This is a genomic window from Flexivirga sp., assembly GCF_035551235.1.
Classification (GTDB): Bacteria; Actinomycetota; Actinomycetes; order Actinomycetales; family Dermatophilaceae; genus Flexivirga.
The window spans coordinates 1-26597 of record NZ_DASZNO010000046.1 but is presented as its reverse complement, the minus strand read 5'-3'; the positions used below and the strand labels follow the sequence as shown (position 1 = coordinate 26597).

26 protein-coding genes are annotated in these 26597 nt (G+C 66.6%); 19 read left to right on the top strand and 7 right to left on the bottom strand.

Annotated features, from left to right (window positions below; all coding sequences use genetic code 11):
- The first annotated feature begins 85 nt into the window (after positions 1 to 85).
- From VG502_RS16500 to VG502_RS16455, 10 genes are all read left to right on the top strand, one after another.
- Positions 86 to 1606 (top strand): ABC transporter substrate-binding protein, encoded by a 1521-nt coding sequence (locus VG502_RS16500; RefSeq protein WP_325551173.1) that lies wholly within the window; start codon positions 86 to 88, stop codon positions 1604 to 1606.
- A complete protein-coding gene (locus VG502_RS16495) occupies positions 1603 to 3459 on the top strand; it encodes an ABC transporter ATP-binding protein (protein ID WP_325551172.1) in 1857 nt (618 codons plus the stop codon). The genes VG502_RS16500 and VG502_RS16495 overlap by 4 nt, the downstream gene beginning before the upstream one ends.
- Positions 3456 to 4877, top strand: a complete 1422-nt coding sequence (locus VG502_RS16490) for an amidase (protein WP_325551171.1) — start codon at positions 3456 to 3458, stop codon at positions 4875 to 4877. The genes VG502_RS16495 and VG502_RS16490 overlap by 4 nt, the downstream gene beginning before the upstream one ends.
- Positions 4874 to 5851: a quinone oxidoreductase family protein gene (locus VG502_RS16485; protein WP_325551170.1), complete on the top strand. Its 978-nt coding sequence runs from the start codon at positions 4874 to 4876 to the stop codon at positions 5849 to 5851. The genes VG502_RS16490 and VG502_RS16485 overlap by 4 nt, the downstream gene beginning before the upstream one ends.
- The gene (locus VG502_RS16480; protein ID WP_325551169.1) at positions 5848 to 6645 is read left to right on the top strand and encodes an alpha/beta fold hydrolase; all 798 of its coding nucleotides are present in this window, start codon (positions 5848 to 5850) and stop codon (positions 6643 to 6645) included. Before VG502_RS16485 ends, VG502_RS16480 begins: the two co-directional genes overlap by 4 nt.
- A 115-nt stretch (positions 6646 to 6760) precedes the next feature.
- Positions 6761 to 8395, top strand: coding sequence for a thiamine pyrophosphate-binding protein (locus VG502_RS16475; RefSeq protein WP_325551168.1), 1635 nt, complete (start codon positions 6761 to 6763; stop codon positions 8393 to 8395).
- Between the two features lie 113 nt (positions 8396 to 8508).
- A complete protein-coding gene (locus VG502_RS16470) occupies positions 8509 to 9498 on the top strand; it encodes an ABC transporter substrate-binding protein (RefSeq protein WP_325551167.1) in 990 nt (329 codons plus the stop codon).
- Positions 9499 to 9527: 29 nt separating this feature from the next.
- A complete protein-coding gene (locus tag VG502_RS16465) occupies positions 9528 to 10376 on the top strand; it encodes an ABC transporter ATP-binding protein (RefSeq protein WP_325551166.1) in 849 nt (282 codons plus the stop codon).
- Positions 10373 to 11206 carry an ABC transporter permease gene (locus VG502_RS16460; RefSeq protein WP_325551165.1) on the top strand — a complete coding sequence of 278 codons (834 nt, stop codon included), beginning with the start codon at positions 10373 to 10375 and terminating at the stop codon, positions 11204 to 11206. The genes VG502_RS16465 and VG502_RS16460 overlap by 4 nt, the downstream gene beginning before the upstream one ends.
- Positions 11207 to 11258: 52 nt before the next feature.
- Complete coding sequence (locus VG502_RS16455) at positions 11259 to 12251, top strand: ABC transporter substrate-binding protein (protein WP_325551164.1); 993 nt, start codon at positions 11259 to 11261, stop codon at positions 12249 to 12251.
- A gap of 2 nt (positions 12252 to 12253) precedes the next feature.
- On the opposite strand, the gene VG502_RS16450 is transcribed toward VG502_RS16455, so the two are convergent.
- The 5 genes from VG502_RS16450 to VG502_RS16430 are packed head-to-tail and all read right to left on the bottom strand — an operon-like array spanning position 12254 to position 16202.
- Positions 12254 to 13174: a zinc-binding dehydrogenase gene (locus tag VG502_RS16450; RefSeq protein WP_325551163.1), complete on the bottom strand. Its 921-nt coding sequence runs from the start codon at positions 13172 to 13174 to the stop codon at positions 12254 to 12256.
- 51 nt (positions 13175 to 13225) lie between these two features.
- On the bottom strand, positions 13226 to 14059 hold the full coding sequence (locus tag VG502_RS16445; RefSeq protein WP_325551162.1) for an alpha/beta fold hydrolase: 834 nt from the start codon (positions 14057 to 14059) through the stop codon (positions 13226 to 13228).
- An 8-nt stretch (positions 14060 to 14067) separates the two neighbouring features.
- The gene (locus VG502_RS16440; protein ID WP_325551161.1) at positions 14068 to 14814 is read right to left on the bottom strand and encodes an SDR family NAD(P)-dependent oxidoreductase; all 747 of its coding nucleotides are present in this window, start codon (positions 14812 to 14814) and stop codon (positions 14068 to 14070) included.
- The gene (locus tag VG502_RS16435; protein ID WP_325551160.1) at positions 14811 to 15158 is read right to left on the bottom strand and encodes an indolepyruvate ferredoxin oxidoreductase subunit alpha; all 348 of its coding nucleotides are present in this window, start codon (positions 15156 to 15158) and stop codon (positions 14811 to 14813) included. The genes VG502_RS16440 and VG502_RS16435 overlap by 4 nt, the downstream gene beginning before the upstream one ends.
- Before the next feature lie 48 nt (positions 15159 to 15206).
- Positions 15207 to 16202 (bottom strand): NAD(P)/FAD-dependent oxidoreductase, encoded by a 996-nt coding sequence (locus VG502_RS16430; protein WP_325551159.1) that lies wholly within the window; start codon positions 16200 to 16202, stop codon positions 15207 to 15209.
- 211 nt (positions 16203 to 16413) lie between these two features.
- On the opposite strand from VG502_RS16430, the gene VG502_RS16425 reads away from it, so the two are divergent.
- From VG502_RS16425 to VG502_RS16385, 9 genes are read left to right on the top strand one after another with little or no spacing between them, the layout of a single operon-like run.
- Positions 16414 to 17676: a Rieske 2Fe-2S domain-containing protein gene (locus VG502_RS16425; protein ID WP_325551158.1), complete on the top strand. Its 1263-nt coding sequence runs from the start codon at positions 16414 to 16416 to the stop codon at positions 17674 to 17676.
- Positions 17677 to 17690: 14 nt separating this feature from the next.
- Positions 17691 to 18638 carry a DODA-type extradiol aromatic ring-opening family dioxygenase gene (locus VG502_RS16420; RefSeq protein WP_325551157.1) on the top strand — a complete coding sequence of 316 codons (948 nt, stop codon included), beginning with the start codon at positions 17691 to 17693 and terminating at the stop codon, positions 18636 to 18638.
- Positions 18635 to 19561: an alpha/beta fold hydrolase gene (locus VG502_RS16415; protein ID WP_325551156.1), complete on the top strand. Its 927-nt coding sequence runs from the start codon at positions 18635 to 18637 to the stop codon at positions 19559 to 19561. Before VG502_RS16420 ends, VG502_RS16415 begins: the two co-directional genes overlap by 4 nt.
- A gap of 33 nt (positions 19562 to 19594) precedes the next feature.
- Positions 19595 to 19741 (top strand): hypothetical protein, encoded by a 147-nt coding sequence (locus tag VG502_RS16410; RefSeq protein WP_325551155.1) that lies wholly within the window; start codon positions 19595 to 19597, stop codon positions 19739 to 19741.
- Positions 19742 to 19801: 60 nt separating this feature from the next.
- A complete protein-coding gene (locus VG502_RS16405) occupies positions 19802 to 20689 on the top strand; it encodes an alpha/beta fold hydrolase (protein ID WP_325551154.1) in 888 nt (295 codons plus the stop codon).
- A complete protein-coding gene (locus tag VG502_RS16400; protein WP_325551153.1) occupies positions 20689 to 21696 on the top strand; it encodes a quinone oxidoreductase family protein in 1008 nt (335 codons plus the stop codon). The genes VG502_RS16405 and VG502_RS16400 overlap by 1 nt, the downstream gene beginning before the upstream one ends.
- Positions 21693 to 22523 (top strand): 2-keto-4-pentenoate hydratase, encoded by an 831-nt coding sequence (locus tag VG502_RS16395; RefSeq protein WP_325551152.1) that lies wholly within the window; start codon positions 21693 to 21695, stop codon positions 22521 to 22523. Before VG502_RS16400 ends, VG502_RS16395 begins: the two co-directional genes overlap by 4 nt.
- Positions 22520 to 23824 (top strand): M20 family metallopeptidase, encoded by a 1305-nt coding sequence (locus VG502_RS16390; RefSeq protein WP_325551151.1) that lies wholly within the window; start codon positions 22520 to 22522, stop codon positions 23822 to 23824. Before VG502_RS16395 ends, VG502_RS16390 begins: the two co-directional genes overlap by 4 nt.
- 2 nt (positions 23825 to 23826) lie before the next feature.
- A complete protein-coding gene (locus VG502_RS16385; protein ID WP_325551150.1) occupies positions 23827 to 24609 on the top strand; it encodes an IclR family transcriptional regulator in 783 nt (260 codons plus the stop codon).
- A 37-nt stretch (positions 24610 to 24646) separates the two neighbouring features.
- On the opposite strand, the gene VG502_RS16380 is transcribed toward VG502_RS16385, so the two are convergent.
- Both VG502_RS16380 and VG502_RS16375 read right to left on the bottom strand, forming a co-directional pair.
- Positions 24647 to 25417: an enoyl-CoA hydratase/isomerase family protein gene (locus tag VG502_RS16380; RefSeq protein ID WP_325551149.1), complete on the bottom strand. Its 771-nt coding sequence runs from the start codon at positions 25415 to 25417 to the stop codon at positions 24647 to 24649.
- Positions 25414 to 26597, bottom strand: a 1184-nt coding sequence (locus VG502_RS16375; RefSeq protein ID WP_325551148.1) for a CaiB/BaiF CoA transferase family protein, incomplete at its 5' end; no start/stop codon positions are given. The genes VG502_RS16375 and VG502_RS16380, both read right to left, overlap by 4 nt.

The following is a 26597-nucleotide window of genomic DNA, read 5'->3' as shown; positions in this document are numbered from 1 at the left end:
CAGTAGGACGTCCCGACAAAAGAAGGCGATCAGAATGACAACTACGCGTCGTACAGGTATCAAAACGCTCGGAATAGTGTCGGCCGTGTCGGTGGGCATGGTGCTCTCTTCATGCGCCAGTGGTTCGGGTACCGGCGCTAAGCAGGGCTCGAACTTCTCCAAGGGCGAAGCGCTCGTCATCGCGGACGAAGCCCAACCGAGCAGCGGCTTGGACCCAATCATGGCTCAGGCATTCGATGCGAAGCGCATGGTTTCCCAGTTCTACGAGGGCCTGCTCGAGCTCGGCCCCGACGGAAGAACCGTGCGGCCTGCGCTCGCTACGAAGTGGGAGAAGGTGACGCCGACACGGTATGAGTTCACGCTCCGGAATGGCGCATCTTTCCATAACGGAGACCTAGTAACCGCACAGGATGTCGTCTTCAGCTTGAAGCGGATCATGGACCCGAAACAGAATTCGCCCTATCGGGCCTTGTATCGGATCAAGTCGGTCACTGCACCGGACGCGCACCGCGTCGTCATCGATCTCAGCGGTCCCCAGGCGTCGCTACTGCGCCTGCTTGCTCAACCGTGGAGTGGTGGCATCGTGGACAAGAAGTGGGTCTCATCCAAGTCGACCGACCAGCTGAAGACCCAAGAGAACGGCACCGGGCCGTACGCACTGACCAAGTACCAAGAGGGCGCGTTCATCAAAACTGCCGCGTTCAAGAAGTACTGGGGCGGCGCAGCGAAGGTTAAGGCCGTGACCTATCGGGTGATGCCGGACGAGGCCACGCGGGTCCAAGCATTGCAATCGGGCGCCATCCAGATGACCGAGGTACGGCTGGCTCGGAATCGTGACCAGCTGAAGAAGGCCGGGCTCAACATCGGTGACACGTACAACACTGGCGCGTACTGGCTCGCGATGAACACTACCGAGGGACCGTTGTCGGACATCCGGGTTCGCCGGGCGATCAACCTGGGAGTCGATCGCGATCAGCTGATCAAGATCGGTGCACAAGGCGCAGGGGAGCCGTCGGGTGTCGTGCCCCCTGGGGACCCTTTGGGGTCCAAGGTGGGCAAGGATATGCCCTACTACAAACACGATCCGGCCGAAGCCAAGAGGTTACTTGCCCAGACGGGTAAGAAGAACATCACCATCACGATGGCGATCCGCGCGGACTCCCCGGAGAAACTCGCCACGGCGCAACTGGTCGCGGAGCAACTCGGAAAGATCGGCGTGAAGGTCAAGATCCAGCAGGTCGAGTGGAGTCACCTGGTTGACGCGATCCTGTCTGGTCATTGGAACGCCGACATGGTGCAACTGTCGGCGGCTCTGAACGCCGACCCCAGTCAATACGTGTCGTTGTGGTTCGCGAAAGGTGGGCCAGCAACCAAGGTCAACGACCCGAAGCTGTGGAAGATGATGGATGCCGCCGTCGACGATGCAACTACAGACCAAGAACGCACTCAGGACTACGCCAAGATCAATCGTTATGTAGCGGAGAAGGCGTACATGTTGATCCCGTACGCATCGACCACGGCCTGGGAAGTGTGGACACGCGGTCTCACCTTCAAGACCGAGGTATCGAACACGCGACTGTTCCTGAAGGACGCATCGGGCAAATGAACGTTAATGCGTCCGACCATGTCGGCTTGGCCAAGCACGGCGGAACGGAAGCGGAGGTCGATGAAGCCCTTCTCGAGATCTCTGGCCTCTCCATCTCGTATGGCGACGCGAAGGCATCCGTGAAGGGCGTCGATCTACGGATGGCGCCCGGCGAAATCCTTGGCTTGATCGGCGAAAGCGGCAGCGGGAAGAGCTCGGTCGCCATGGCCTGCGCCGGTCTGCTACCGCGATCGGCACAGATCACCGCCGAACGGCTGAGTGTGTGCGGTCAGGATCTGCACGGACTCGACCCGGCCGGCTGGCGGGGTGTGCGTGGCCGGACGGTCGGGACGATCTTCCAGGATGCGATGGGGGCGCTGGACCCGTCCATGCGCATCGGCCGTCAGCTCGCCGAGGTCGTCGCAAGACACCAGGGCCTGTCCGGCGCCGCACGGCGTCGCGCCGTGTTGGACCTGATGGATCGCGTCGGCATCCCCGAGCCCCAGCGTCGTGCCCGCCAGTATTCGTTCCAGCTCTCCGGCGGGCTGCGGCAACGGGTGGCCATCGCCCTGGCCCTGGCCGGCGACCCCAAGCTGCTGCTCGCGGACGAGCCGACCACCGCCCTCGATGTCACCGTGCAGGCCGGCATCCTGGAGTTGTTCCAGACGGTACGGGACGAGTTCGGCGTAGGAATTCTGCTCATTTCGCATGACATGGGTGTCGTGGCACAGACCGCCGATCGCGTCGCGGTCATGCTGAATGGACAGATCGTCGAACGTGGTGCGGTCGACGATGTGCTGCTGCAGCCGAAGGTGGACTACACCCGCAAGCTGCTCGCGGCAATGCCGCGGCTCGAGCCCAATCCGGCAGCACCGTCGCCGGTCCCGGAGGGCCGGGCCGTGGAGCGGGCGATCTATGCGCTGGAGGATGTGCAGAAGGTCTTTCGGAGCAAGGGCCAACACATTGCTGCGGTGCGTGGCGTCTCCCTCGAGGTGAGGGAGGGCGAAGTGTTGTCGATCGTCGGCGAATCCGGCTCCGGCAAATCGACATTGGCTCGCATGCTGGCAGGACTCGACGGGCCCACTCACGGCGCGATCAACTTCGAGGGCGCGAAGGTGGATCCGCGAGGGCGCAAGACCCTCAAGGGCCGCTTACAGATGGTCTTCCAACATCCCTTGGGATCGTTGAATCCGAAGATGCGCATCCAGCAGTCGGTCGGCGAGCCGCTCGGGGCGGCCCGGCGCTCCGCGCAGGGGCGGCAGCGTGTGCGCGATGCCCTCAAAGAGGTCGGCCTGCCCGAAGAGGCGGGCCGACGGCTGCCGCACGAGTTCTCCGGTGGCCAGGCGCAACGGATCGCGATCGCGCGAGCCCTGGTCGCACGTCCCGGCGTGGTCATCCTCGACGAGCCGACGTCGGCGTTGGACGTCTCGGTCCAGGCGCAGATCCTGGAGATGCTCGCGGAAATGAAGGCCAAGCACCACTTGACCTACATCTTCATCTCGCACGACCTGGCGGTGGTGCGGCAGATCAGCGATCGGGTCGCGGTGATGTACGCAGGCGAGATCGTGGAGGTGGGTGAGGCGGCCGAGCTCTTCGCCAATCCACGCCACTGGTACACGAAGGCGTTGCTGTCGGCGGTGCCTTCCCCGGACCCGCGGCAGCGGCTCGTGCCCGCCAGATCGTCGAGCCCCGGCGGGTCGGCCGGTGTCCAGACGCACCTCGACAGCTGCGCGTTCGCCAGCCGGTGCTCGCGAGCAGACGAGACCTGCCGGACATCCCACCCGCAGTTGCTCCGCGACGTGGACGGTCACTACGTGTCGTGCCATCACCCCGCGCAACCGGCAGCTGAACACGAAGGGGAGTTTGCCCGGTGACCCTGGCCGACGTGGATGCCACGGGGCAGGCCGAGCTCGTTCGTCGTGGTGAGGTCAGCCCTCGCGAGCTCGTCGACGCCGCGATCGAGAGGATCGAGGCCGTCGACGGGCGGCTCAACGCGATCACGTATCGCCGCTACGAGCAGGCTCGCTCCGAGGCCGACCGGATCGACCGGGCGGCGCCGTTCGCCGGCGTGCCCTGCCTGACGAAATCGTTGAGCGACAGTGCCGGCGACCCGGCGACGGTGGCGAGCATCTGGCCGGCGCGGCACCGCCGGGTGGCGACGAAGGACTCGCTGCTTGTCGGTCGGCTACGTCGAGCAGGGTTCATCATGATCGGCCAGGCGTCGGCGCCCGAGTTCGGTGTGTTGTCTGTCAGCGAGTCGAAAACCCATGGCATCACTCGCAATCCGTGGCGTCCTGACCTCACGCCAGGCGGATCCTCCGGCGGAGCCTCGGCAGCTGTGGCAGCAGGGATGGTGCCGGTGGCACAGGGCGGTGACGGAGGCGGTTCGATACGTATGCCGGCGGCGTTCTGCCACCTGGTGGGGTTGAAGCCCACCGTCGGGCGGATCAGCGCCGGGCCCGGCGCAGCCGACCGCTGGGGTCACAGCGTCCCGGCGGTGGTGACGCGTACCGTCCGCGACACGGCCGCGATCCTTGATGCGGTCTCCGTCACGTCGCCGGCCGATCGCGGCCAACCACGCCCGCTTCCCGCGGATGGTCTGGTCGCGCAACTGAACGCACCGCATCGGAGGCTTCGCATCGGCGTGATGCGGAATGCTCCGCGGCACGCCCCGCAAGTGACGGCGCCGGTCCGGAAGGCGGTCGACGAGACCGCGGACCTGTTGCGTTCCCTCGGGCACCAGGTAGCCGATGACTACCCCGAAGCAATGGACGACCCCAAGTGTCTTCCGATGTTCTTCGATGCTCTCAGCGTCACGGTCGTTCAGTCGATCGAACTGCTGACCAGGGAGATCGGCCCGCCGGAGCCCGAGGATCTCGACGTCGTCACGCGTCACTGGGAACGGCGTGGGCGTGAGATCACCGGGGTCGAACTCGCCGACGCGTTCGCGTGGCAGGGACGGTTCCGGTCCCGGATGTCTGCGTGGTGGGAAGGTGGTTTCGACCTCCTGCTGAGCCCGGTCTTCGCCTCACCTCCGAAAGAGGTGTCGTGGCCGTGGAACGAGGCCGACGGCATCCAGCGGTCGGTGGACGTGTTGAGCTTCACGGCGCCGTTCAACACCACCGGCCAGCCCGCGATCTCCGTACCAGCGACGCTGACGGACGCCGATGAGCCCATCGGGATCCAGCTTGCTGCCGCAATGGGGCGAGAAGACCTGCTGCTGCGCGTCGCGGCCGAACTCGAGATGGCGCGACCGTGGTCCGCCGAGCGCCCACGGATATTCGCGCCGTGACCGCGGAGCGGATGACAGCCCTGCGGATCCATGAGTTCGGCGCCCTTCCTCGCTTGGAAGCGATCGCGTGTCCACGCCGCGCGGGTGAGGTGTTGGTCAAGGTGCTCGCTGCCGCCATCACGCACTTGGACCTCACCGTCGCGTCCGGAAATTTCGCGCGCACGCCGTCGGTTCCGTACGTTCCCGGTACCCAGGGTGTCGGCGTGGTCGTCGAAGGACCGAGCGCCGGGACGCGGGTGCGGCTGAGCGGGCAGGGCCTCGGGGTGGACCGGGACGGGTGCTGGGCCGAGTGGATCAGTGTGCCGCCGGCGGCGATGTCACCGATACCGAAAACGCTGGATCCTGCTGTCGCAGTGGCGTTGTCGACCGTCGCCGCCACCGCCCATGTCGCATTGCATGAGGTCGCCAGGGTGTCGTCGGACGACACCTTGATCGTCACGGGTGCTGGCGGAGCAGTGGGCAGCGTGGTGGCACAGCTCGCCATACGTGCGGGCGTGTCGCGGGTGCTCGGCATCGTGTCCCGGGCGGAGAGCGCGGCGGCGCTTCCGGCCGGGGTGGAGCCCGTGGTCGGCCGTGGAGACGTACTGGCCGCGGCCTTGGCGAGGGCCGGCCGAGGCACGGTCGCGGTGGACACCGTTGGTGGAGATGTCTTGAACGTGTTGTTGCGAGCGGGAATTCAGCCGGGCGGCCGCGTGGCGATCGTGGGTTACACGGCAGGCACCGGTCTCGAGCTGGACCTGCCGAGCTGGTTGTACAACGACGTTTCGCTGTTGCCCGTCAACATGCTTCGGCGGCGTGGCCAGTCGGCCGACCTGCTCTCGGCGGCGGACCGACTCGCGACGTCCGGAGACATCGCCGTACCCGTCCAGCGCGTGCGACTCGGCGACGCCCGTGCAGCGGTCGACCGCCTCCGGCGGGGCGGGGTTCGCGGCCGGTTGGTGCTGTGCCCTCACGAGAATGGAACGATCCGATGACGCGCAAGCACTATGCCGACACCAGGTGGGGTCAGATCCACTACGTCACGGCCGGCGACGGTCCGGCGGTACTGCTCCTCCATCAGACGCCACGCTCATGGGATGAGTACCGAGACGTGATCCCGGCGATGGCGACGGCTTTTCGCGTGATCGCTGTCGACACACTGGGTTTCGGGTCCTCCGACAGTCCTGATGTGCCGTGGTCGATCGAGTTGTTCGCGGATGGCATCGAGGATCTCATCGATGCACTGGGTCTCGAGAGTTGTGCGATCGTCGGCCATCACACCGGCGGCGTGGTGGCCATGGAGGTCGCGGCGCGGAGGCCGGATCTCGTGTCGGCACTCGTTCTGTCCGGGGTCCCGTATGTCGATGCCGACCGACGAGAGGCGGTGAAATCCCGACCCAGCATCGACGGCGTGCCCCTGTCCGATGACGGAAGTCACTACCAGCATCTCTGGGAAAAGCGCGCACCGTACTACCCGGCCGGACACTCCGATCTGCTCCGTCGTCTTGTCGCGGATGGTGTGCGGGTCGGGCCGAGGATCGAGGAGGGGCATCTCGCGGTCAATGCGTATCACATGGAGGATCGGATCAGTCGGGTATCGCCGCCGACATTGGTCGTCTGCGGTGAGCTCGACGAATTCTCACTCCCGGATGTTCCGCGTCTGCTCGAGGCACTGCCGGAGGGCACGAAGTCAGTGACTCTGCCTCGGGTTGGTGTTCCCACCGTCGACCAGGATCCGCAGCAGTTCTCCGGTGTCGTGGCTGACTTCCTCAGTCTCCATTTGCGCTGAGTCATTCGGGGAGAAGCGGCGAAAGGACCTCGGATTGCTCTCGTTTCGGCATTTCCGGACCGCTGAGCGGAACGCATGTGGCTGGCGGCTCCGGGAAGCCGCCTAGGGTCCGGTGATGGAGACCATCACAGTTCATGAGGCAGTCGCCCGGACCCTGCTGGCGGCAGGTCAGAACACCATCTTCGGACTGCTCGGCGACGGCAACATGCAGTACTGCGCGAACTACATGGACCTCGGCGGCAGGTTCATCGGTGCAGTGCATGAAGGAAATGCCGTGTCGATGGCTGACGGCTACGCGCGTGAAACAGATCGGGTTGCAGTCGTATCCGTCACCCATGGGCCTGCCGTCACGAACACGCTGACGGCGTTCACAGAGGCGGTTCGCGCAGGAAGCCCCGTTCTGCTCCTGAGTGGGGAGACGCCGGAGAAGCGAGACTTCGTGCAGCACATCGACCTGCGTGCAGCGGCCTCGCTCGCCGGGGCGTCGTATCGCCAGGTGCTGCGTCCGGAGCACGTGATCGACGACGTCGCGAAGGCGCTGATCACGGTCGAGACGGCTGGCCGGCCGATGCTGCTCGATATTCCCTACGCTCTACTCAACGTCGAAATCGACTACGAAATCTCACGATTCATCACGTCCCGGGCCGTGCCATCGGGCCCCGCGGCGGACGAGGACTCGCTCGACAGAGCCGTCGGCATACTCGCCGCGGCGCAGCGCCCCCTGGTGCTCGCCGGCGCCGGCGCGGTGCGCTCGGGTGCGCGCGACGAACTCGCTGCGCTCGCAGTGCAATTGGGTGCACCGCTGGCCACCACGTTGCTGGCGAAGGACTACTTCGCCGGAGTGCCAGGGCACGTCGGTGTGTGCGGCACGGTGTCGCACGACGTCGGCATCGAGACCATCTCTTCGGCCGATTGTCTGGTGGTCTTCGGGGCGAGTCTGAACCAGTACACCGCCGCGCATGGTGACCTCGTCCGTGACAAGGCCATCGTGCAGTGCGACGTGGACCCCGCCGCCCTGGGTCGGCACTTCCCGGTGGACGCCGGGATAGTCGGCGACGCGCAGGGCACCGCCGCCGCCATACGCAGCATGCTCGCGGAGGCCGAGATCGCGCCGCGCGGTTTCAACTCGGAGAAGTTGCGGCGTCGCCTCGAGGAGCGTGATCCCCGCAGCGAGTTCACCGATGCAGGCACGCAGGGTGTGCTCGACATGCGTACAGCGATGATCGAGTTGGATGAGGCGCTGCCGAGCGACCGGTCGGTGGTCACCGACACCGGCAGATTCATGGGCGCGCCGTGGAAGTACCTGCACACCGGTGGCGGAGGACGGTTCCACCACACGGTCAATTTCGGCTCCATCGGGCTCGGTCTGGCCACCGCGCTCGGGGCCGCCTTCGCGGACCGAAGCGGTCTGACCGTGGCGGTCGCCGGTGACGGTGGAGTCGCCATGTCGTACATGGAACTGGCGACCGCCGCACGGGAGAGGCTGCCGCTCGTCGTGGTGATCCTCGACGATGGCTGTTACGGCGCGGAGTACACCAAGCTGGCGGAGTCGGGTCTGGATCCGCAGTATTCGCTGCTGGATTCGCCGGATCTGTATGACGTCGCGCGCAGCCTCGGCTGTACGGCTGTGCGGGCCACCAGCGTGGCCGAACTGCGCGAAGCGGCGGCACTCGTGGCGCAGGGACAACTGCCCGTGGTGATCGATGTCCGGGCGGATCCGCGCGTGGACCCCGGCGTGCTGAACGGCTGATCCGACGGTGGTTCGCTCAGCGAACCTGGACAGTAGGCCGGCCCCCGGAACGTGACTAGCGTCACCACGCACATGGACGCGGCAGCAGCGCTCCACGCGAGAAAGAGGTAGACATGCGACGAGCCAGCAATCGACGTTGGATCGGCGTCGGCATCGTGATGAGCGCGGCCGTGGGGCTCGCCGCGTGTGGCGGATCCGGTGCCGGCGGCAAGGGTGCAGCGGGCGGAGGCAGTGGCGACACGATCCGTATCGGTGTCGGGATCGACGCGGCATACGCGCCGTTCTTCCTGGCCGACACGGACGGGATGTTCAAGGACGCCGGACTCAATGTGAAGCTGGTGCAGTTCGGCCGAGGCGGTGACGCCGTGCAGGCCATCGCGGGTGACCAGGTGGAGATGGCCGGCAACTCGGACACGACGACCCTCACCCTGCTGAAGCAGAACCCCGACCTGCGGGCGATGTTCATCTACGAACAGTCCGGCAAGTACTTGAAGGTCGTGGCCAAGCCCGGCATCACCAAGGCGAGCCAGATCAAGAAGATGGGCGTGACGCAGGGCCTCAGCGACTACATGGCCCAGAAGTACTTCGAGGCCAACAAGGTGCCGCTCGACTCGGTGAAGTTCGTTGAGTCGGACCCGTCCTCGCTTCCTGCGCTCACCAAGAAGGGGACGGTCGACGCCTATCTCCTCTGGGAGCCGTGGCCTTCGAACGGCGTCAAGCTCGGCCTGAAGGAACTGACGGACACCGGCTCATACGGCTACTCCTACGTCCACTGGGCGGTTGCCGACTCCACGTGGCTCAAGGGACACGAGAAGGAGGCAGCCAAGGTGGCCAAGGTGCTCGACAAGGCATCCAAGATCACCGCGAAGGACCCCGATCGTGCGGCTGTGGCCGTGCAGGCCGAAGCCAAGATCAAGAAGGCCGATGCGAAGCAGGCGATCGAACTCGTCGACTGGAAGGTGCGTGACTTCAACGGCAAGGACATGACGTCCTACCAGGACCAGATCAAGTACTTCGTGAAGAAGGGAACGCTGAACAAGGCGTTGGACATCAAGCCGAACATCCTCAACGGCTGGTACGACGAGCACGTCGCGAAGCCTTGAGCGACCGACGGAATTGAGTGAGTGAACAAATGGCTGTAAGCACAGCGAAACCCGACACACCCTCCTCGACCGCCCCGGATGTCGAGGCCCGGGGCGCAGCCCTCGAGCTGGACGGCGTGACGATCAAATTCGGCGACTTCACGGCTGTCGACAGTGTCGATGTCTCGGTCCGGGCGGGTGAGTTCGTCTGCCTGCTCGGACCCAGCGGTTGCGGAAAGTCCACGCTGATCTCCGCAGTGGCGGGGTTCGAGAAGCCTGCCGAAGGACAGATTCACCTGGAGGGCAACGAGATACGTGGCGCGAGCCTCGATATCGGGATGGTTTTCCAGAGCAGCGAAGCGTTGTTCGACTGGCTGACCATTCGGCAGAACATCGAGTACGGGCCGAAGATGCGCGGCGTCGGCAAGAAGCAACGCGAGGCGATCTCCGATGAGTTCCTCTCGCTCGTCGGGCTGGCCCATGCCGCGGACAAATTGCCACGTCAATTGTCCGGCGGCATGCGCCAACGTGCCCAGATCGCAAGGGTGCTCGCCAACGAGCCTCGGGTGGTGCTGATGGACGAACCGTTCGGCGCCCTCGACGCACAGACCCGGCAGGTCATGCAGCAGGAGCTCGACCGGATCTGGCGCAGCAGCGGTTGCACGGTGATCTTCGTGACGCACGACATCGACGAGGCGATCGTCCTCGCCGACCGCATTCTGGTGATGACGGCAGGTCCGGCAGCCACCATCAAGTCGAGTTACGAGGTCGACATTCCACGCCCCCGCGACGAAGCGAGTGACCAGGCGATCGCCCTGCACCGAAAACTGCGGGACGACATCGGCGCCGAGGTGCGCAAGGCATTGCAGGGCCAGGGATTGACCCAGGAGGAGTCATGACACTCGCAGAGACCAAGCCGGCGACCACGACGCCGGCCACGGACAAGGCACGCCGGCGTGGGCAACAGTCCAAGCTCACCGGGCCGCTGCGTCGCGCCGGACTCTTCGTCGTCTCGATCGCACTCGGGCTGCTGGTCTGGCAGCTGCTGGCCTCACACTTCGGGCCGGCGCTGGTCGCGTCTCCTTCCGAGACGTGGCACGGCGCCGTCGATCTGTGGTCGGACGGCACACTGTGGCAGTCGATCTGGGCCTCGAGCCGACGGATCTTCATCGGCTGGGCACTCGGTGTCGTGGTCGGTGCTCCGCTCGGCCTGCTCATGGGACGCATCACCATCGTCCGCGAGTTGCTCGACCCGTACATCGAGTTCTTCCGGTTCATCCCACCGATCGCGTTCGTGACCCTGGCGATCATCTGGTTGGGCATCGGCGAGTCGTCGAAGATCGTGCTGATCTTCTACACCTCGGTCTTCGTCGTGGTGATCAACACCATCTCGGGCGCGGTGTCGACCGACGAGACCAAGCTGCGGGCGGCGGCCAGCCTCGGCGCCAGCAAGGTGCAGATCCTGCGGACCATCGTGCTGCCTTCGACGATTCCGCACATCGTCACCGGCGCTCGCCTGGCGATGGGCAACAGCTTCCTGACGATCGTGTCCGCAGAGATCGTGGCCGCGCAGGAAGGCCTGGGTGCGTTGATCTGGACCTCGCGCAACTACGGACACATCGACTGGGTCTTCGTCGGCATCATCGTGCTCGGTGCGCTCGGCTTCCTCTTCGACCGGGTGCTGCGACTGTGCGTGCGGCCCCTGCGCCGGTATGGCGTCAAGGTCTGACCCCGCGCCGGCACCCCGCCTGTCTGTTCTGAACAAACCTTCAAGGAGCATGATGACCAGCACTTTCACCAGGCGCGGCGTGCTGCGCTCGGCCGGGCTCGCCGCGACCGCGTTCGGCCTCGCGGCATGTTCTTCGGGCAGCACGAGCGGCGGCAAGGCCGGGAAGCCGAAGGTTCGGCTCTCGGTCGGTGTCGACCCGTCATACGCCCCGATCTATCTGGCGCAGCGGGACGGCATGTTCGAGGACGCCGGTGTGTCCGTCGAATTCGTGCAGGTGGAGGGCGGTGCGGCCGGTGTGCAGAACGTCTCGGCCGGCACCACCCAGCTGTCGGTGAACGCCGACGCCACGGTGCTCCCGGTTGCCGCCAAGAGCGACAAGATCGCGGCCATCGCCAGCTTCGAGCACTCGGACACCTACTTCAAGGTGGTCCTGCGCAAGGGCGTCAAGCCCGCGACGATCCGCAGCATGGTCTACTTCCCGGGCCTCGGCCAGTACATGACCGGGAAGTACATGCGCAGCATCGGCCGCCAGGCCAGCGACATCAAGATGGTGCAGGCGGCCCCGCCGGACTTCGACGCCATCCTGTCCAGGGGCGATGCCGACGGCTGCGTGATCTTCGACCCGTGGGTGTCCCGAGCGGTCAAGCAGGGCGGTCGCGTGGTCGCCGAGAGCAAGGACTTCCACGCGGGCTACAGCCAGTGGATCATCGCGGACGCGGCCTGGCTGAAGGGCAACGAGAAGACCGCCGGCATCGTCGTCGACGTGCTCGGCAAGGCCGCGGCACGGGTTCGCAAGGAGCCGGCACTCGGTGTGCGGGCCACTGCAGCGCAGGTTGACGTGCCGAAGAAGACCGCCGAATCCGCAGTGTCCGACATCGAATTCGACGTGCGTGGCTTCTCGGACGCGGACTTCCGGGCGACCCGGGACCTGCTGCAGTTCTTGAAATCCATCAAGGCAGTCGACGGCGACGTCGAGTTGGCCACGATCATGAACCGCGATTGGTACTCCCAGCACGCCGGCAAGGCCACCGCCGCCGGGGCGTGATCTCAGCGGATGAGCTGGACCTTGAGTCGCCCGGACGCCGGACGTGAAGCCAGCTCGAACGCCAGCTGCGCCTCGGTGAAATCGAAGGTGTGCGAGACCAATTGCTTCTGCAGCTCGGGGTACCGGCGCTGGTAACCCAGGGCGAACTGCAGGCAACGACGACGCTCCGCGACGATCCCACCGGTCAACGTGGCGTGCTTGCGGAACAGGTCCTGCATCGGCAGCGGATAGACCGGCTCATCGGGGACACCGAAGCAGAAGATCCGCCCGTTCTCGGCCACGGCTTCGACAGCATCGGCGAGCGTCGCCGTCTGGTGCCCGATCGCCTCGATGACCAGATCCGGGCGTTCGTCGTCGGTGAGCGAACCTGCCCACCGGCCGGTTGAACTGTGCACGCACGTGTCGATCCCGAAGTCGTCTGCGATGGCCGAGCGATCCAGGCGATCGACCCCGATCACTTCCGCTGCACCCGCGTCGGCGAGTACGTGCGAGAACAGCAGTCCGAACGGTCCGAGCCCCAGCACCGCGACACGCAGGCCGTCGACCGGGCCGAGCGAGTGCACCGTCTCCGTGACGCAGGCGAGCGGTTGCAGGGTCAGCGCGTGTGCCGAATCCAGGTCGTCGGGAATCGCGAGCAAGCTGTCACTGTCGGTCACGGTGAACTCGGCCAGCGCGGAGAAGCCGGTCGCCCAGCCCACCGCACGGGTGCCGACCGGCAGCTCCGGGTCATCACTCGCGACGACCTCACCGACAACCTCATGCAGAGGGAAGCCGGGCACGTTCGCGGCGAACGGAGCCTCATCATCGAAGTGGATGCAGGTCTCGCCGTTGAAGTAGGGCAGGTCGCTACCGCAAATTGCGCCGGCTTCGACTCGAAGTATGGTCTGGCCAGGTAAAGCTGTGGTGAGGTCGGGCGCTGCCACGTCGACCTGCTCGAACACGCCTGGCCGTACAAGCTTTTGGGCCCACATGGGTCATTTCCATTTCTTCGTGGTGCTGGGAATCTTCGGGCCGGATGAAGCGGCGCCAAGCATCAGGTGACCCTCGACCAGGGCGTTGAAGAGGCCTGGGCGCTCGATCATCGGAGAATGCCCACACCCGGGGATCTCCACGGCTCGTGAGTCGGGGATGCCGTGGAGCAGTTCGGTGACATGATCCGGACTACGCGCGCTGTCGAGTTCTCCGCGAAGGATGAGTGTTGGCGCGGTGATTCGCGAAAGCTCCGGCCGGAGGTCCAGCCGCCGCGCAGCCACGAGCACTGCACTGATGAAGTCGGGGTCGGCGTCGAGTACGGCGCGTACGTATTCGTGACGGTCGGCGCGGGGGAGGGGGCACGCGACCAAAGCGTCGACCATCCGTGGTGCAAGCTCACGACGGTTGGCGGCACCTTCCACCCATGCCGTCACGAGTTCGCCGAACTGGCTGGGCGGTCCATCCAGACTTGCGCCGGTGCCGACCAGCGCCAACCGGTGCACGCGTTCGGGATGCCGGGCTGCCAGCAGCTGGGCGACGATCCCGCCGACGCTGTTGCCGACGACGTCGACCTGCGGAACCTCCATGGTGTCGAGCAGCACGATCACCGCTTCGGCGAGCCGCTCCGGGCTGGCCCACGGCGCCCAGTCGCCGTCACTCAGCGAATACCAGTCGACCGCCACGGTGGGTGCGGCCAGTTGTTCCGCAGTGCGGTCCCAGAAGGCGCGGCAACCGAACCATGGGTGCAGCAACAGGACCGGGACGCGCCCCGGATCGCCCTGGTGCGACTCGGTATATCGCAGTCCCGTCCCGGTCAAGGGCAGTGTCGGAGCCATGCTTCTCCTCAGCGAGCGGTGTATCCGCCGTCTACGTGGACAACGGTTCCTGTGGTCCAGCCGGCCGCCTCGTCAAGCAGGCTCACGATGGCGTGCGCGATGTCCGCGGGTCGACCCCAGCGACCCGCGGGGATCAGGTCGTCGAACTTGCCGGCCGCGTCGTCGGCGTTCATCGACGTACGGACCGGGCCAGGTGCGACGCAATTGACCGTGATCCCGGTGCGAGCCAGCTCGAGCGCAATGGAGCGGCTCAACGCGGCAACGGCTCCCTTGGTTGCCGCGTAGCCACCGCGTTCCGGCGTACCGGTGCTGCCGAGCACGGACCCGATGGTCACGATCCTGCCGTGCCCCTGCTCCTGCATGGTCGGCACGCAGGCGCGCATCGCCAGCCAGGTGCCGTGCACGTTGACCCGCCAAGCCTGCTCGAATTCGTCGGGCGACAACGTGAGCAGCGAGCCGCGGGCCAGCCGACCGGCCGTGGTGACCAAGCCGTCGAGACGCCCCCACTGGTCAACGACGTCGTGCACCGCCCCGGCAAGGTCGTCCGGCGACGTAGTATCGCCATACCGAACGAGCACCTGGTCCGGATTCCCTTGCGCGCGAAGCTGTTTCGCGGCAGCATCGGCACGCTCCGCGTCCCTCCCGAGTATGGCGACAGGTCGACCGGCTCGCAGGATCGCCGAAGCTACGCCGAGGCCGATGCCACTGGTGCCGCCGGTGACCAGAACCGGCCCGTCACCCGCTGTGAGGGTCACTGATTCGAGGGCAGCGCTGCGACCAGGGGAGTGTCGACACCGACCGGGCCCAGCGGCGTCGCACCGTTGGGATCGCCGAGCGGCGCATCGCGACCCGGGAGCACGTCGGCGAAGAACGCCACCTGATCCTCCAGGAACGGTGTCAGCTCCGGCTTCTTCTTCGCGACCCGGTCCACGACGATCGCTTCGACCGGGCACTCGACCTCGCACGCACCGCAGTCGATGCATTCGTTGCCGTTGATGTAACTCTTGCGGTCGCCGACGTAGATGCAGTCGACCGGGCACACGTCGATGCACGACCGGTCGAGTATGTCGGTGCAGCCGGGTCCGATTACGTAGGCCATGTCAATTTCCTTTCGGGACAATGGGATTCACGAGGTATCCGTGAGGTTTCAGGACTCGTCGGTCGAGTGACCGGGGAAGAGATTCAGTTCCGGGTCGAGATCGACCGCGACGTGATTGACCGCGAGAGCGACCTCGCCGAAGCCGACCGACATCAGTTTCACCTTGCCGTCGAAGTCGGCGACGTCACCGGCTGCGTAGACGCGGGGGAGGTTCGTGCGCATGGACCGGTCGACGGAGATGGACCGGCCTGCGAGTGTCAGACCCCACTGGCGCAGCGGTCCGATGTCGGAGATGAAACCGAGCGCCGCGATCACATGATCGGCCGCGACCACTTGCTCGTCACCGGAGACGTGGCTCAGCGTCACCTTCTGCAGTTGTCCGGCGGCGAGGTCGCCCTCGATCGCGGTCACCTGGCATTCGGTCAGCACCGTGGTGTTCGGTGCAGTCTCGACGCGGGCCAGGGTCGCGGCGTGGCCGCGGAAGCTCGCACGTCGGTGCACGAGCGTCACCGACGCCGCGATGGAGGACAACGCATCGGCCCAGTCGAGAGCCGAGTCGCCGCCGCCGACGATCACCACGTCCTGGTCGCGGTGGGCCTCCGGGTCCACGACGAAGTACGACAGTCCTCGCTCCAACCACTCCGAACCCGCTTCCAGTGGACGGGGTTTCGGTGTGCCGATACCGGCGGTCACCACAACCGCGCCGGCCTCGATCTGCGTCCCGTCGTCGAGCGTGACGACGGGAGCATCCTGCAGGTACTCGATGGTCACCGCTTGCCGACCCAGCAAGTAGGTGGGGGAGAAGGCATCGGCCTGTTCCTTGAGCGCGGCTACGAAGTCGCGACCGCGGATGCTGGGTAGCCCGGCGACATCGCGGATCTGCTTCTCCGGGTAGAGCGCCATCACCTGGCCGCCCACCTGGGGAAGGACGTCCACGACGATCGTCGACAGGCCGCGGAATCCCGCGTAGTAGGCGCCATACAGCCCGGTCGGGCCGGCCCCGAGGATGAGGATGTCGGTCGCCAGTTTCTGAGCCTTGCTCACGCTGACCTCCTGGTTCTGTGGAAGACCAGGAATGTAAGAAGGTGCGGGTGCCGCCGTCTCGCGGCGTGGACCGCTCACCGGAATACCCGCTGGTCGGAGACGTGATCCCGTCCTCCGCGAGGTCGTGTTCCGGTGGACGAACCGATGCGGTTGTGACCCGCTCCACAGCGGTGGTCTGCTCGGTCCAGACCACGAGGACTGGAGTGAAACCATGACGCAGACTGCGAATCCGGAGGCTGCCGGCGCTGCCGGATCCCCGGCCGATCGCCGCACCGAAATGCCCGCACCACGACACCGGGCGGGCAAGCTGCCCGGCCGCCAGGACTGGTCCACCTGGCCGCACTACAACGCGGCGAAGGCAGGCTTCCGGGGCTACTGGTATCCGGTGACGTACTCGTCCCACGTCGGGGACCGGCCCGTCCGGATCAAACTGCTCGGCGAGGACATCGCGATTGTCCGTGACAAGGGCACGGTCTACGCGCTCGCCAACCGGTGCCCACACCGCGGGGTGCCATTGACCTACGGCAACAAGCAGTTCCCCGGGACCTTGTCCTGCGTCTACCACGGCTGGACCTTCGACCTGAAGTCCGGCGATCTGTGCGCGGTCATCACCGATGGTCCGGAGTCGCGACTGTGCGGCAAGGTCACGCAGCCCACGTATGACGTCGAGGAACGACTCGGCATGGTCTGGATTTACGTCGGCGACGGCGAGGAGCCGCACCCGATCGACGACCAGCTGCCCGAGGAGCTCGTGGAGAACCCGGCCGTCGTCGGCTCGAGAATCCAGCCGCGCGAAGGCAATTGGCGCTTCGCCTGTGAGAACGGGTATGACGAGGGGCACGCCAAGTTCCTGCACCGCACCGCCCTGTGGAGGCTCTTCAAGGCGATGCCCGTCTGGAACATCACCCGGATCGAGAAGCGTGGTCGCTGGATCTTCCGGGTGCAGGAGGAGCAGCACTGGGAGGCCGACTTCCCGGGCGTGGGCAAGTGGACGAGCCTGGCTTGGTACAAGCAGAAGCCGTCCGGGAAGGTCTCCAACATCGGCAATGTGGGCTCGCAGCGCGAGCCCAACCCGGTGATCGCGAAACAGGGCTTCCCCGGCTTCGTGTCGGTGGCGATGCCCGGCATCCTTCGGGTCGTCTACCCGACCTTCATCCACTACGAGTTCTACACGCCGGTCGACGAGGACAACCATCTGTATGTCGGCGTGATGGCCAACTTCAGCAAGGGAATTCAGACGATTCCCTTCTACGTGAAGTACCTCGGGGCCGTGCGGTGGCTCTTCCACGGGCAGTTCTCCAGCCAGGACAAGTGGATGGTCGAGATGACCGACGCCCCGCCGGAGAAGCTCTATCGCCCGGACGCGTCGTTGTTGCAGTGGCGAAAGCTGGCTGAGGACGTGACCGAGGAGCGCATCGAGCGACTGGCCGAGCTGGGTCTCGCCCCGGCCGACGCCCAACAAGAAGACAGCTGAGAGGAGCGACATACATGACTGCAATCTCGTTGGGAATAGGCGCATCTCACTCCACCCTGATGAATACCCACTGGGACAAGGTGGTGCATACCGAGCGCGCCGAGGCATTCCGCGAGTCCTTGGAACACATCAATCGTCGGCTGCGGGACATCCAGCCCGACATCGCGGTGATCATCGGCTCCAATCACTTCCGTGGCTTCTGGTTGGACCTGATCCCGTCATTCACGATGGGCGTCGGTGACGTCATCGCATCCGGTGAATCGGGCACACCGAAGGGCCCGCAGAAAACCGACCCGGTCTTCGCTCAGCAGCTCGCCACTCATCTGGTGGAGGCCGGGTCCGAGGTCGCGATCTCGGCGCGCCTGCAGATCGACCACGGCCAGTCCCACGCCATCCAGTACCTGCTGGACGGCATCGACATCCCGGTGGTCCCGCTCGTCGTCAACGTCTTCGCTCAGCCGCTGCCCACCATCGAACGGTGTGCCGCGCTCGGCCGGCGTCTGGCCGAAGCGATCGAGGCAAACGCCGACGGCCGCAAGGTGGTCGTCATCGCCTCGGGTGGCCTGTCACATCAGCTGCCCTGGCCGAGCGACTGGTCGCAGCCGCAGGACGACGACGAGGAGTTCATGGTCGACGCCTGGCTCAACGGCCGCGGCGAATGGGAGCGCTACGACAAGCGCCGCCGCGAGATCATCGTCGCTGCCCAGCCGTGCATCTTCGAGGAGTTCGACGTGCAGTTCCTCGCCGACCTCGAGGCCGGCGACCTGGAGAAGTACACGAAACTGACCACCGCCGAGCTGGAGAAGATCGCCGGCAACGGCGGGCAGGAGCTGCGCACCTGGCTGGTGATGGCCGCGGCCCTCGGCTTCGCACCTGGAACCAGCCTGGGCTACTCGCCGATGCCCGAATGGCTCACCGGCATGGGCGCAGCCGTCATCGAGCCCGCAGGAGGAAAGTCATGACCACCGAACCAATGGAGCGAGTGGGGCGCGGAACGAGCTCTACTCGAGATCTTCGGACTTCGCCCGCCGCCGGACCGGCTCCCGAGAGTCACTTCGTCGATGCGGACGGCGTGACCTTCCACTATCACGATGTCGGCCGGGGAGCGGACACGATCTTCCTGCATGGTGGTGGCCCCGGCTGCACCGCGTGGAGCGACTTCGGTGCCGTGTCACCGCTGTTCGCCGCCGACCGGCGCTGTGTCCTGCTGGACCTGCTGCAGTACGGCAAGTCGGACAAGTGCCGGATCACCGGACCGATGTGGGACTTCCACGCCGCCAAGACGGTGGGGTTCATGGACGCGCTCGGCATCGAGCGCGCGGACCTGATCTGCAACTCGTGGGGCGGCACCATCGCGCTCGCAACCGCGGCCTATTACCCGGACCGGGTGCGCTCGCTGGTCATCACCGGCTCGATGCCGGTCTTCTACGGGCCACTCGCCCCCCTGCCCGAGCAGGGTCACCGCGGCCGGTCGGCACGCGACGTCTACTACGGCGGTGAGGGCCCGACCCGGGAGAAGATGCGCGAACTCATCACCCGGCTCGAGTGGTATGACGCGCAGCGGCTGCCCGAGGAGACGCTCGACCTGCGCTACCAGCAGAGCCTGGACCCGGAGGAGCGCGAACTCGCCGCCATGTCGGACTCGCCGCGGGGCGACTGGCAGGACCTGACCGAGCAGCTCGGCAAGGTGCAGGCACCGACGCTGTTCATCTGGGGCCGGGAGGACGCGTTCCTGACGCCTGACTACCCGCTGATGCTTTCCCGGATGGTGCCGCGCGGCAACCTGCACGTGATGGACCACGTGTCGCACCACCTGCAGGAGGAGCGCCCAGCCGCCTACCACGCCGTGGTCGACGGGTTCCTCCGTTCGGTCGACCACCAGTAACTCGCCATACGAGCAAGACACGAGAGGCAACCGATGAAAACCCGTTACGTCGCACTCGCCGGCGTCGCCGGCGCGGCGGGACTACTGCGTCTGAGCCAGCGGCTCGCCCTGCACCAGCGGTTGGTGCCGCAGCTGACCGCGCATCTGAACACCCAGGTCCACCGCATCAACCAGCCCTGAACCAGCTCTGAAGCTGCACTGAAGCTGCACTGAATCGTCTTTACCAGCAAAGGATCTCGCATGAGCAACGATCTGCCCGACACACTCGGGCAAACCATCTGGACCGAGCTCGCCGGGCTCGACTTCAAGGTCACCACCGTCGACGCAGGCGGTGTGCCGACCCGCTCGCTGCAGGCCGGCCACGGCGACGAGCACGTGGTGTTCCTGCACGGCACCAGCGGTCACCTGGAGGCCTTCATCCGCAACATACGGGCGCACGCGGAGCACTACACGGTGCACGCGATCGACATGCTGGGCCACGGCTACACCGGCAAGCCGGACTACCCGTACGAGATCCCGAAGTACCGCGACCACCTGCTCGCCTACTTCGACGCCGCCGGCATCGACAAGGCACACATCGGCGGCGAGTCGCTCGGCGGCTGGGTCGGTGCCCGCGCCGCCATCGACGACCCCGACCGCATCGCGAGTCTGCAACTACTGTGCGCGGGTGGCACGGTCGCGAACCCGAAGGTGATGGACCGTATCCGGACCAGCACCCGGCAGGCGGTGTCGACGAACGACGTCGAGTTGACCCGCAAGCGCCTGCAACTGCTGATGGCCGACCCCGCCGACGCGACGGAGGAGCTGGTGACGACCCGTTACGCCATCTACCACCAGCCCGACTTCGTCGCCAACGTCGAGAACCTGCTGAGCCTGCAGGACATGGAGACGCGGCAACGCAACATCCTGCGGCCCGAGGACCTGGCAAAGATCGACGTCCCGACCCTGATCGTCTGGGGGCGCAACAACCCGTTCGGTGAGACACCGGAGGCTGATGCGATGCACGCGAACATCAAGGGTTCCGAGCTTGTGCTCTTCGAGGACTGCGGGCACTGGCCGCAGCACGAGCAGGCCGCCAAGTACAACCCGCTCAGTCTCGATTTCATCGGCCGGAACCGGATCCACTGATGTCGACCATGAGGGCCGTCCGTGTCCACGACTGGGGTAAACCACCTGTCGCAGAAGAGGTTTCGGCGCCCGAGCATCAGGAGGGCGAGTCCCTCGTCCGCATCGAGGCCGCAGCAGTGGGACACCTCGACCGCACGGTCGCCGGCGGCGACTTCGGAGTCAAGCCGCAGCTGCCCTACGTCGGCGGAGTCGAGGGCTGCGGCACGGTCGTCGCGTCGGCAGCGCTCGCCGCGGGGACCCGCGTGATGCTGCGCGGCGGCGGTCTCGGACTCACCCGGGACGGCACCTGGGCCGAATACGTGCGACTGCCGGAGAAGAACCTCGTAGTGGTACCTGACGGCATGGGCCCCGCCCTCGGTGCCACGTACTTCGTGCCGCTCACGACCGCGGCGTGTGCTCTGCAGTCCATCGGCCGGCTCGGGGACTGGGGCGTGCCCGAGGTCGAGAGCGCGGCCGACGAGGTCGTCATCGTCGCGGGCGCGGCCGGAGCCGTCGGCTCGATGGTCGCCCAGCTGGCGCTGCGCGAAGGCGCTCGCGTTCTGGGCCTGGTGCTGGACAAGGCGCAGGCGGACCGGCTGCCCGACGGCGTCGAGCCGCTGCTGGCCGACGCCGAGCGGGCCGCCACACTGGGCAAGGAGCGCCCGGCGACCCTGCTCGTCGACACGCTCGGCGGACAACACCTGAGCGACCGGATGCACTGGGTCCGGGCCGGTGGCCGAGCAGTGCTGATCGGGTACGTCGCCGGCGAGGACGCCACCCTGGACCTGCCGAACTGGCTGTTGCAGGACGTCGCTCTGCTGCCCACCAACATGATGCGGCGCAACCGCGAAGCCCGGAAGTATGCCGAGGAGCTCGCGCCGCTGCTCGTCTCCGGAGAGCTCACCCTGACAGTGGAGGAGTTCGGATTCGACGAAGCAGCAACGATTTTCGACCGTATGGCGACAGGTGATCTCACCGGCCGTGCGGTGCTGCGTCCTCCGGCCGCGCCGGAGGGAGCGCCGGCATGATCCGGGATGTCAGCCCGGCGGTGGGGCAGGCGGCCGAACGGCTGCGGCACGCCGAGACCCTGCGTCGCACCTGCGCGCCGGTCCGCGACCTCATCGGCCGGACCGACGTCGAAGCGGCATACGCCGTCCAGCAGCACGTGGTGGCCCTGCGCGAGATCAGCGGCGATCGGGTGGTGGGTCGCAAGGTGGGTTTGACCGCACGTGCGGTGCAGGACCAGCTCGGGGTGCACGAGCCGACCATCGGCACACTGATGGACACCATGCAGGTCCACGACGGTGCCGTGGTCCCGGTGCGCCGGCTGCTGCAGCCGCTGGTCGAGGCCGAGGTCGTCTTCCGATTGGGAGAAGACCTCGACGAGCCGGACATCGATGCTGACCGCGCCCGATCTGCTGTTTCCGAGGTACTCGCCGGTATCGAAGTCGTGGACAGCAGAATCCACGAGTGGGACATCACCAGAGTCGATACGATTGCCGACAACGCCTCCGCGGGCTTGTTCGTACTCGCGCCGGAGGGACGCCCGATCGGGAATCTGAGGCTCGGAGAATTCGCCATGGAGTTGCGCTGCAACGGCAAGGTGGTCTCCCGGGGCTCCGGAGCCGACAACTTCCACGGCGACCCGTTGCACGGATTGGCGTGGCTGGCGAATGAGGCGCACCGGCGCGGGTTGTCGCTACGCGCCGGTCAGATCGTGCTCGCCGGGGCGCTCGGACCGATGGTCGACGTGCACGAGGACGACTCGTTCAGCGCCGTGATCGGCGACTTGCCACCGGTCTCGGTGCAGTTCCGCTCCAGCGTCGCTGCGCGCGAAGCCGGAGTGTCGTCGTGACCGTCCAGGACGAGCAGTTCGTCACCGAGGTCATGAAGCAGGTCGACCGCGACCACCTGCTGGACGCGGTGTGCGGGCTGATCGACATACCGAGCCCGACCGGCGCCGAACGACCAGCCGCGTCCTGGCTGGTCGACCACCTGGCGGACGCCGGGGTGGACGCCACCCTGCAGGTCATCGACGACGAGCAGGCCAATGCGGTCGGTGTGCTCCCCGGTGACCCGGACGGCGACACCGTGCTGCTCTACGCGCCGCTGGACACCTACACCACGGGCATCGAAGCCCTCGACATCCCCGACGCCGGGCCGCGGCTGCGGGAGGATATGCAACCGCACGCGACGGTCTATGACGACATCATCGTCGGCCTCGCCGCGGGCAACCCCAAGGGCCACGCCGCCTGCATCCTGGTCGCGATCGAGGCGATGCGACGTGCGGGAGTGGACCTGCCCGGTGATGTCGTCGCCGGCTTCGGCGCCGGCGGCATGCCCAGCTTCGCGGTCGACGGCGTCGGCGTTCCGGGTCGTGCCAACACCGGACACGGTGTCGGCGCGACGTTCCTGCTCGAGCGCGGCTTCGCCACCGACCACGCGATCATCGCCAAGCCGGGCTGGACCGTCTCGCACGAGGAGGTCGGACTTACCTGGGTCGAGGTCGAGATCCCTGGTCAGCACAGTTACGTCGGCAGCCGCCACCGGATGCCCTACCGCAACGCGGCACGCGACGCCGCCCGCGTCATCGAGGTCCTCGAGGACTGGTGCGAGACGTATGCCGAGCATCACGAGACCGGCACCATGCGGCCGCAGGGCGTCGTGTCGTCCGTGCACGGCGGCTTTGAGCGGTTGGCCGCGTCCACGACGGCGTCCGTTCGGGTGCGAATGGACATCAGGATGACTCCGGAGCAGACCGCACCGTCAGTCGTGCGCGAAGTGCGAACAGCCTTGGCACCTTTGGAGACCCAGCTGGGTGCGTGCTTCACGGTGCGCCAGATCGCCTCGGTTCCGGCGAGCCGGACCGACCCGGCCGCCCCGGTCGTGCGAGCGACGGTTGCCGCCTGGGAAGCGGTGGCTGGTGAGCGCCACGAGCCGGTCCTTGCCAATAGCGGCGCGACCGACGCCAACATCCTGCGGATGCGCGGTGTTCCGACCGCACGGGTCGGGATGCCCAAGGTCCAGCAGGGACCAGACGGCCGCCCGGTCGATTTCACGCTGGGTATGAATGCCGTCGACGTCAGGGAGATGCGGCGCCTCGTCGAGGTGCTGGTGCGTTCTGTGAGGGGTGTCTGGGGATCGCGGCAGGAGTGATGATGACAACCGCCTCTCATGAGAAGGCCTACGGCGAAGGCCAGGGCCACGGTGCCAACAGTGTGCTGGGCAAGGCCCGGCTGATCCTGGAGGCTTTCCAGCACGACGACGTCGAGCTGTCCCTCTCCGAGCTCTCCCGCCGGACCGGCGTCTCCAAGGCGTCCGTGCACCGGCTCGCGCAGGAACTGGTCGAGTGGGGCATGCTGGAGCGCTCCGGCTTCGAATACCGTTTGGGCATGCGGGCTTTCGAGCTCGGGTCCCGCGTACCGCGATTCCGTGTGCTGCGCGACGCAGCCCGGCCGACGATGGAGCGGCTGCATTTCACGACCGGCGAAGCGGTCCACCTGGTCGTGAAGGACGGTCTTGAGGCCATCTACCTGGAGAAGGTCGCTGCCAGCGAGAAGTCGGCGAAACCCTCCCGCATCGCCGGGCGGATGCCGTTGCACGCCACTGCGACCGGCAAGGTGCTGATCGCGTTCTCGCCGCCCTCGGTGCTCTCGGAGGTCGTCAGTCGTGAACTGGAGCGCTTCACCCAGCACACCACGGTCGCACCGGGTTTGCTGCTCAAGCAGGTCCAACGGGTCCGCGAGGTCGGCTATGCGTTGGAGGAGGACGAGGTGACCCTCGGGTACTGCTCGGTCGCGGTGCCGCTGTTCAGCGGCACCCGGCTGCTGCTCGGTGCTCTGTCGATCACCGCGCCCACCTACCGTGCCGACGTGCAGCGGTTCGCCGCAGCGTTGCTGGAAGCGAGCCAGCGGTTGTCCTCGTCCAACCTGGTGAACTGATCAGAGTTTTCTGCGCAGCGTTTCTGAGCAGCCCTGCTCAACTGCCCTCGAAGCACGGCTCGCGCTTGTCGAGGAACGCCTGCAGTCCCTCGGCCGCGTCTGCGACGTCGAGGTTCCGCCGCACGTAACGCCCCTCGCAGGCGAGCGCCTCCTCCAGGGGCAACTCGATGCCCTCGTCGACGACCCGCTTGATCAGACCGATGGTGGCGGTCGGCCGCGCGGCAAGGCGGGTGGCTTCCCGCCGCACCACCTCGTCGAAGTCGTCGCCGGCGACGAGGTCGACGAGCCCCTGGTCGAGGGCCTCGGCCGCGGTCAGCCGGGTGCCGTCCATCATCAGCCGCTTGGCCCGATGCGCACCGATGAGGCGGGGGAGTCGCTGGCTGCCGCCGGCGCCGGGGAAGATGCCCAGGTTCGACTCCGGAAAGCCGAAAAGCGCTCGTTCATGCAGGATTCGCAGGTCACAAGCCAGCGCGAGTTCGGCTCCACCGCCGAGGGCGTGGCCGTTGAGCGCGGCGATCACCGGCTTGGCTGCGCGGGCCAGCAGCTGCTGCACCTCGGTCCACCGGCGCATCTCGGTGTAGGTGTCGGGGTCGAGCCGGCGCATCACCCGGATGTCCGCCCCGCCGACGAAGACCTTTCCCTTGCCCCGGACCACCAATGCGCGCACGGTCGGGTCCTCCGTGATTTCCGGCAGGCCCGCGATGAGCGCCTCGATGAGCGGCGGGTCGACGGTGTTGACCGGGCCGTTGTCCAGCACCAGCGTGGCGACGGCACCATCGTGTTCGATCCGGAAGCCGGGTTCAGTCATTGCAGGACTCCTTCGTCACGAAGCCGGCGCAGCTGCGTGTGGTCGAGGTCGAGCAGCTCGGTGAGCAACTCGTCGGTGTGTTCGCCGAGCAACGGCGCGGGTCGGTCCAGCACCGGGGGTGTGCCGGCGAGGTGGTGGACCGGACCCTCGACACGTATGTCGCCCGCGATCGGGTGGTGCTGTGTCGGATAGAAGGTTCGGGCCGCCAGTTGTGGGTCGAGCTCGACCAGGTCGCGGCCGTCGCGGACCGGGTAGGCCGCAATCCCGTGCTGCTGCAACGTTGTTGCAGCCTCATCGGCATCGGTCGTGGCGGCATACTCACTCAGCCAGGACACCGGATCACGGTCGCCGGCGAGCGATCGGAGCGCGGCGCAGGCGGCGATGCCGACGGCGAGCCAGCGGTCGTCACCGGGTGCGCGCAGGGTGAACGGACCGATGGTGTCGCTGGCGTTGTGAGCGGGCATCCCGAGCACCGCAGGACCGAGGTGGGCTGTCAACGCTTCGAGTTGGGACAGATCGACATACCCGCCGTCGCCACGCAGCAGGTGCTCCAGGATTGCGACGACGGCGGCGTTCGCGGCGACCATGTCACCGAGTCCGAAGGTGAATCCCTGTGGGACACCGTCGGATCCGGTCGTCGCATGGCTGAGGCCCGACCAGGCAGCGAGCGTGTCGGCGAAAGTCACCGAGGACTGCCATGGGCCGCTCGCTCCGACGCCGGACATCGACACCAGCAGGCAGTTCGGGTTCAACAGGCGCAGGTTCGCGGGGTCGAGCCCCCATTTGGCGAGTGTGCCGGGGGAGAAGTTCTCCACCACGACGTCGGCCTCGGCGGCGAGGCGGCGCAGCAGCTCTGGGCCTTCGGCGCTGCGTAGGTTCAGTGCAAGGCTGCGCTTGTTGCGGTTGAAGTTGACGAAGTAGCCGCTGTCGTCGGGACCCGCGCCGGACCGGAGCCGCATCGACGGCGCGAACCGCGTCGGGTCCTGGCGGTGGGCGGATTCGACCTTGATGATGTCGGCGCCGTGCTCGGCGAGGGTCTTGGTGACATAGGGACCGGCAAGCACCCAGGTGAGGTCAAGGACGCGCAGCCCTGATAGGGCACCGGTGCCCGTGCCGCGTTCCCGCCAACCAGTACACCCCCCTGGCCGAGTGACGGCCACCAGGTAGTGCTCCGGGTGCA

Bases quoted from the DNA above. Each gene is read 5' to 3' on its own strand.
- VG502_RS16475 (WP_325551168.1), top strand. From the start codon at position 6,761: ATGGAGACCATCACAGTTCATGAGGCAGTCGCCCGGACCCTGCTGGCG.
- VG502_RS16455 (WP_325551164.1), top strand. From the start codon at position 11,259: ATGACCAGCACTTTCACCAGGCGCGGCGTGCTGCGCTCGGCCGGGCTC.
- VG502_RS16410 (WP_325551155.1), top strand. From the start codon at position 19,595: ATGAAAACCCGTTACGTCGCACTCGCCGGCGTCGCCGGCGCGGCGGGA.
- VG502_RS16435 (WP_325551160.1), bottom strand. From the start codon at position 15,158: ATGGCCTACGTAATCGGACCCGGCTGCACCGACATACTCGACCGGTCG.
- VG502_RS16425 (WP_325551158.1), top strand. From the start codon at position 16,414: ATGACGCAGACTGCGAATCCGGAGGCTGCCGGCGCTGCCGGATCCCCG.
- VG502_RS16380 (WP_325551149.1), bottom strand. From the start codon at position 25,417: ATGACTGAACCCGGCTTCCGGATCGAACACGATGGTGCCGTCGCCACG.
- VG502_RS16445 (WP_325551162.1), bottom strand. From the start codon at position 14,059: ATGGCTCCGACACTGCCCTTGACCGGGACGGGACTGCGATATACCGAG.
- VG502_RS16415 (WP_325551156.1), top strand. From the start codon at position 18,635: ATGACCACCGAACCAATGGAGCGAGTGGGGCGCGGAACGAGCTCTACT.
- VG502_RS16470 (WP_325551167.1), top strand. From the start codon at position 8,509: ATGCGACGAGCCAGCAATCGACGTTGGATCGGCGTCGGCATCGTGATG.
- VG502_RS16400 (WP_325551153.1), top strand. From the start codon at position 20,689: ATGTCGACCATGAGGGCCGTCCGTGTCCACGACTGGGGTAAACCACCT.
- VG502_RS16420 (WP_325551157.1), top strand. From the start codon at position 17,691: ATGACTGCAATCTCGTTGGGAATAGGCGCATCTCACTCCACCCTGATG.
- VG502_RS16460 (WP_325551165.1), top strand. From the start codon at position 10,373: ATGACACTCGCAGAGACCAAGCCGGCGACCACGACGCCGGCCACGGAC.
- VG502_RS16495 (WP_325551172.1), top strand. From the start codon at position 1,603: ATGAACGTTAATGCGTCCGACCATGTCGGCTTGGCCAAGCACGGCGGA.
- VG502_RS16395 (WP_325551152.1), top strand. From the start codon at position 21,693: ATGATCCGGGATGTCAGCCCGGCGGTGGGGCAGGCGGCCGAACGGCTG.
- VG502_RS16405 (WP_325551154.1), top strand. From the start codon at position 19,802: ATGAGCAACGATCTGCCCGACACACTCGGGCAAACCATCTGGACCGAG.
- VG502_RS16465 (WP_325551166.1), top strand. From the start codon at position 9,528: ATGGCTGTAAGCACAGCGAAACCCGACACACCCTCCTCGACCGCCCCG.
- VG502_RS16385 (WP_325551150.1), top strand. From the start codon at position 23,827: ATGACAACCGCCTCTCATGAGAAGGCCTACGGCGAAGGCCAGGGCCAC.
- VG502_RS16480 (WP_325551169.1), top strand. From the start codon at position 5,848: ATGACGCGCAAGCACTATGCCGACACCAGGTGGGGTCAGATCCACTAC.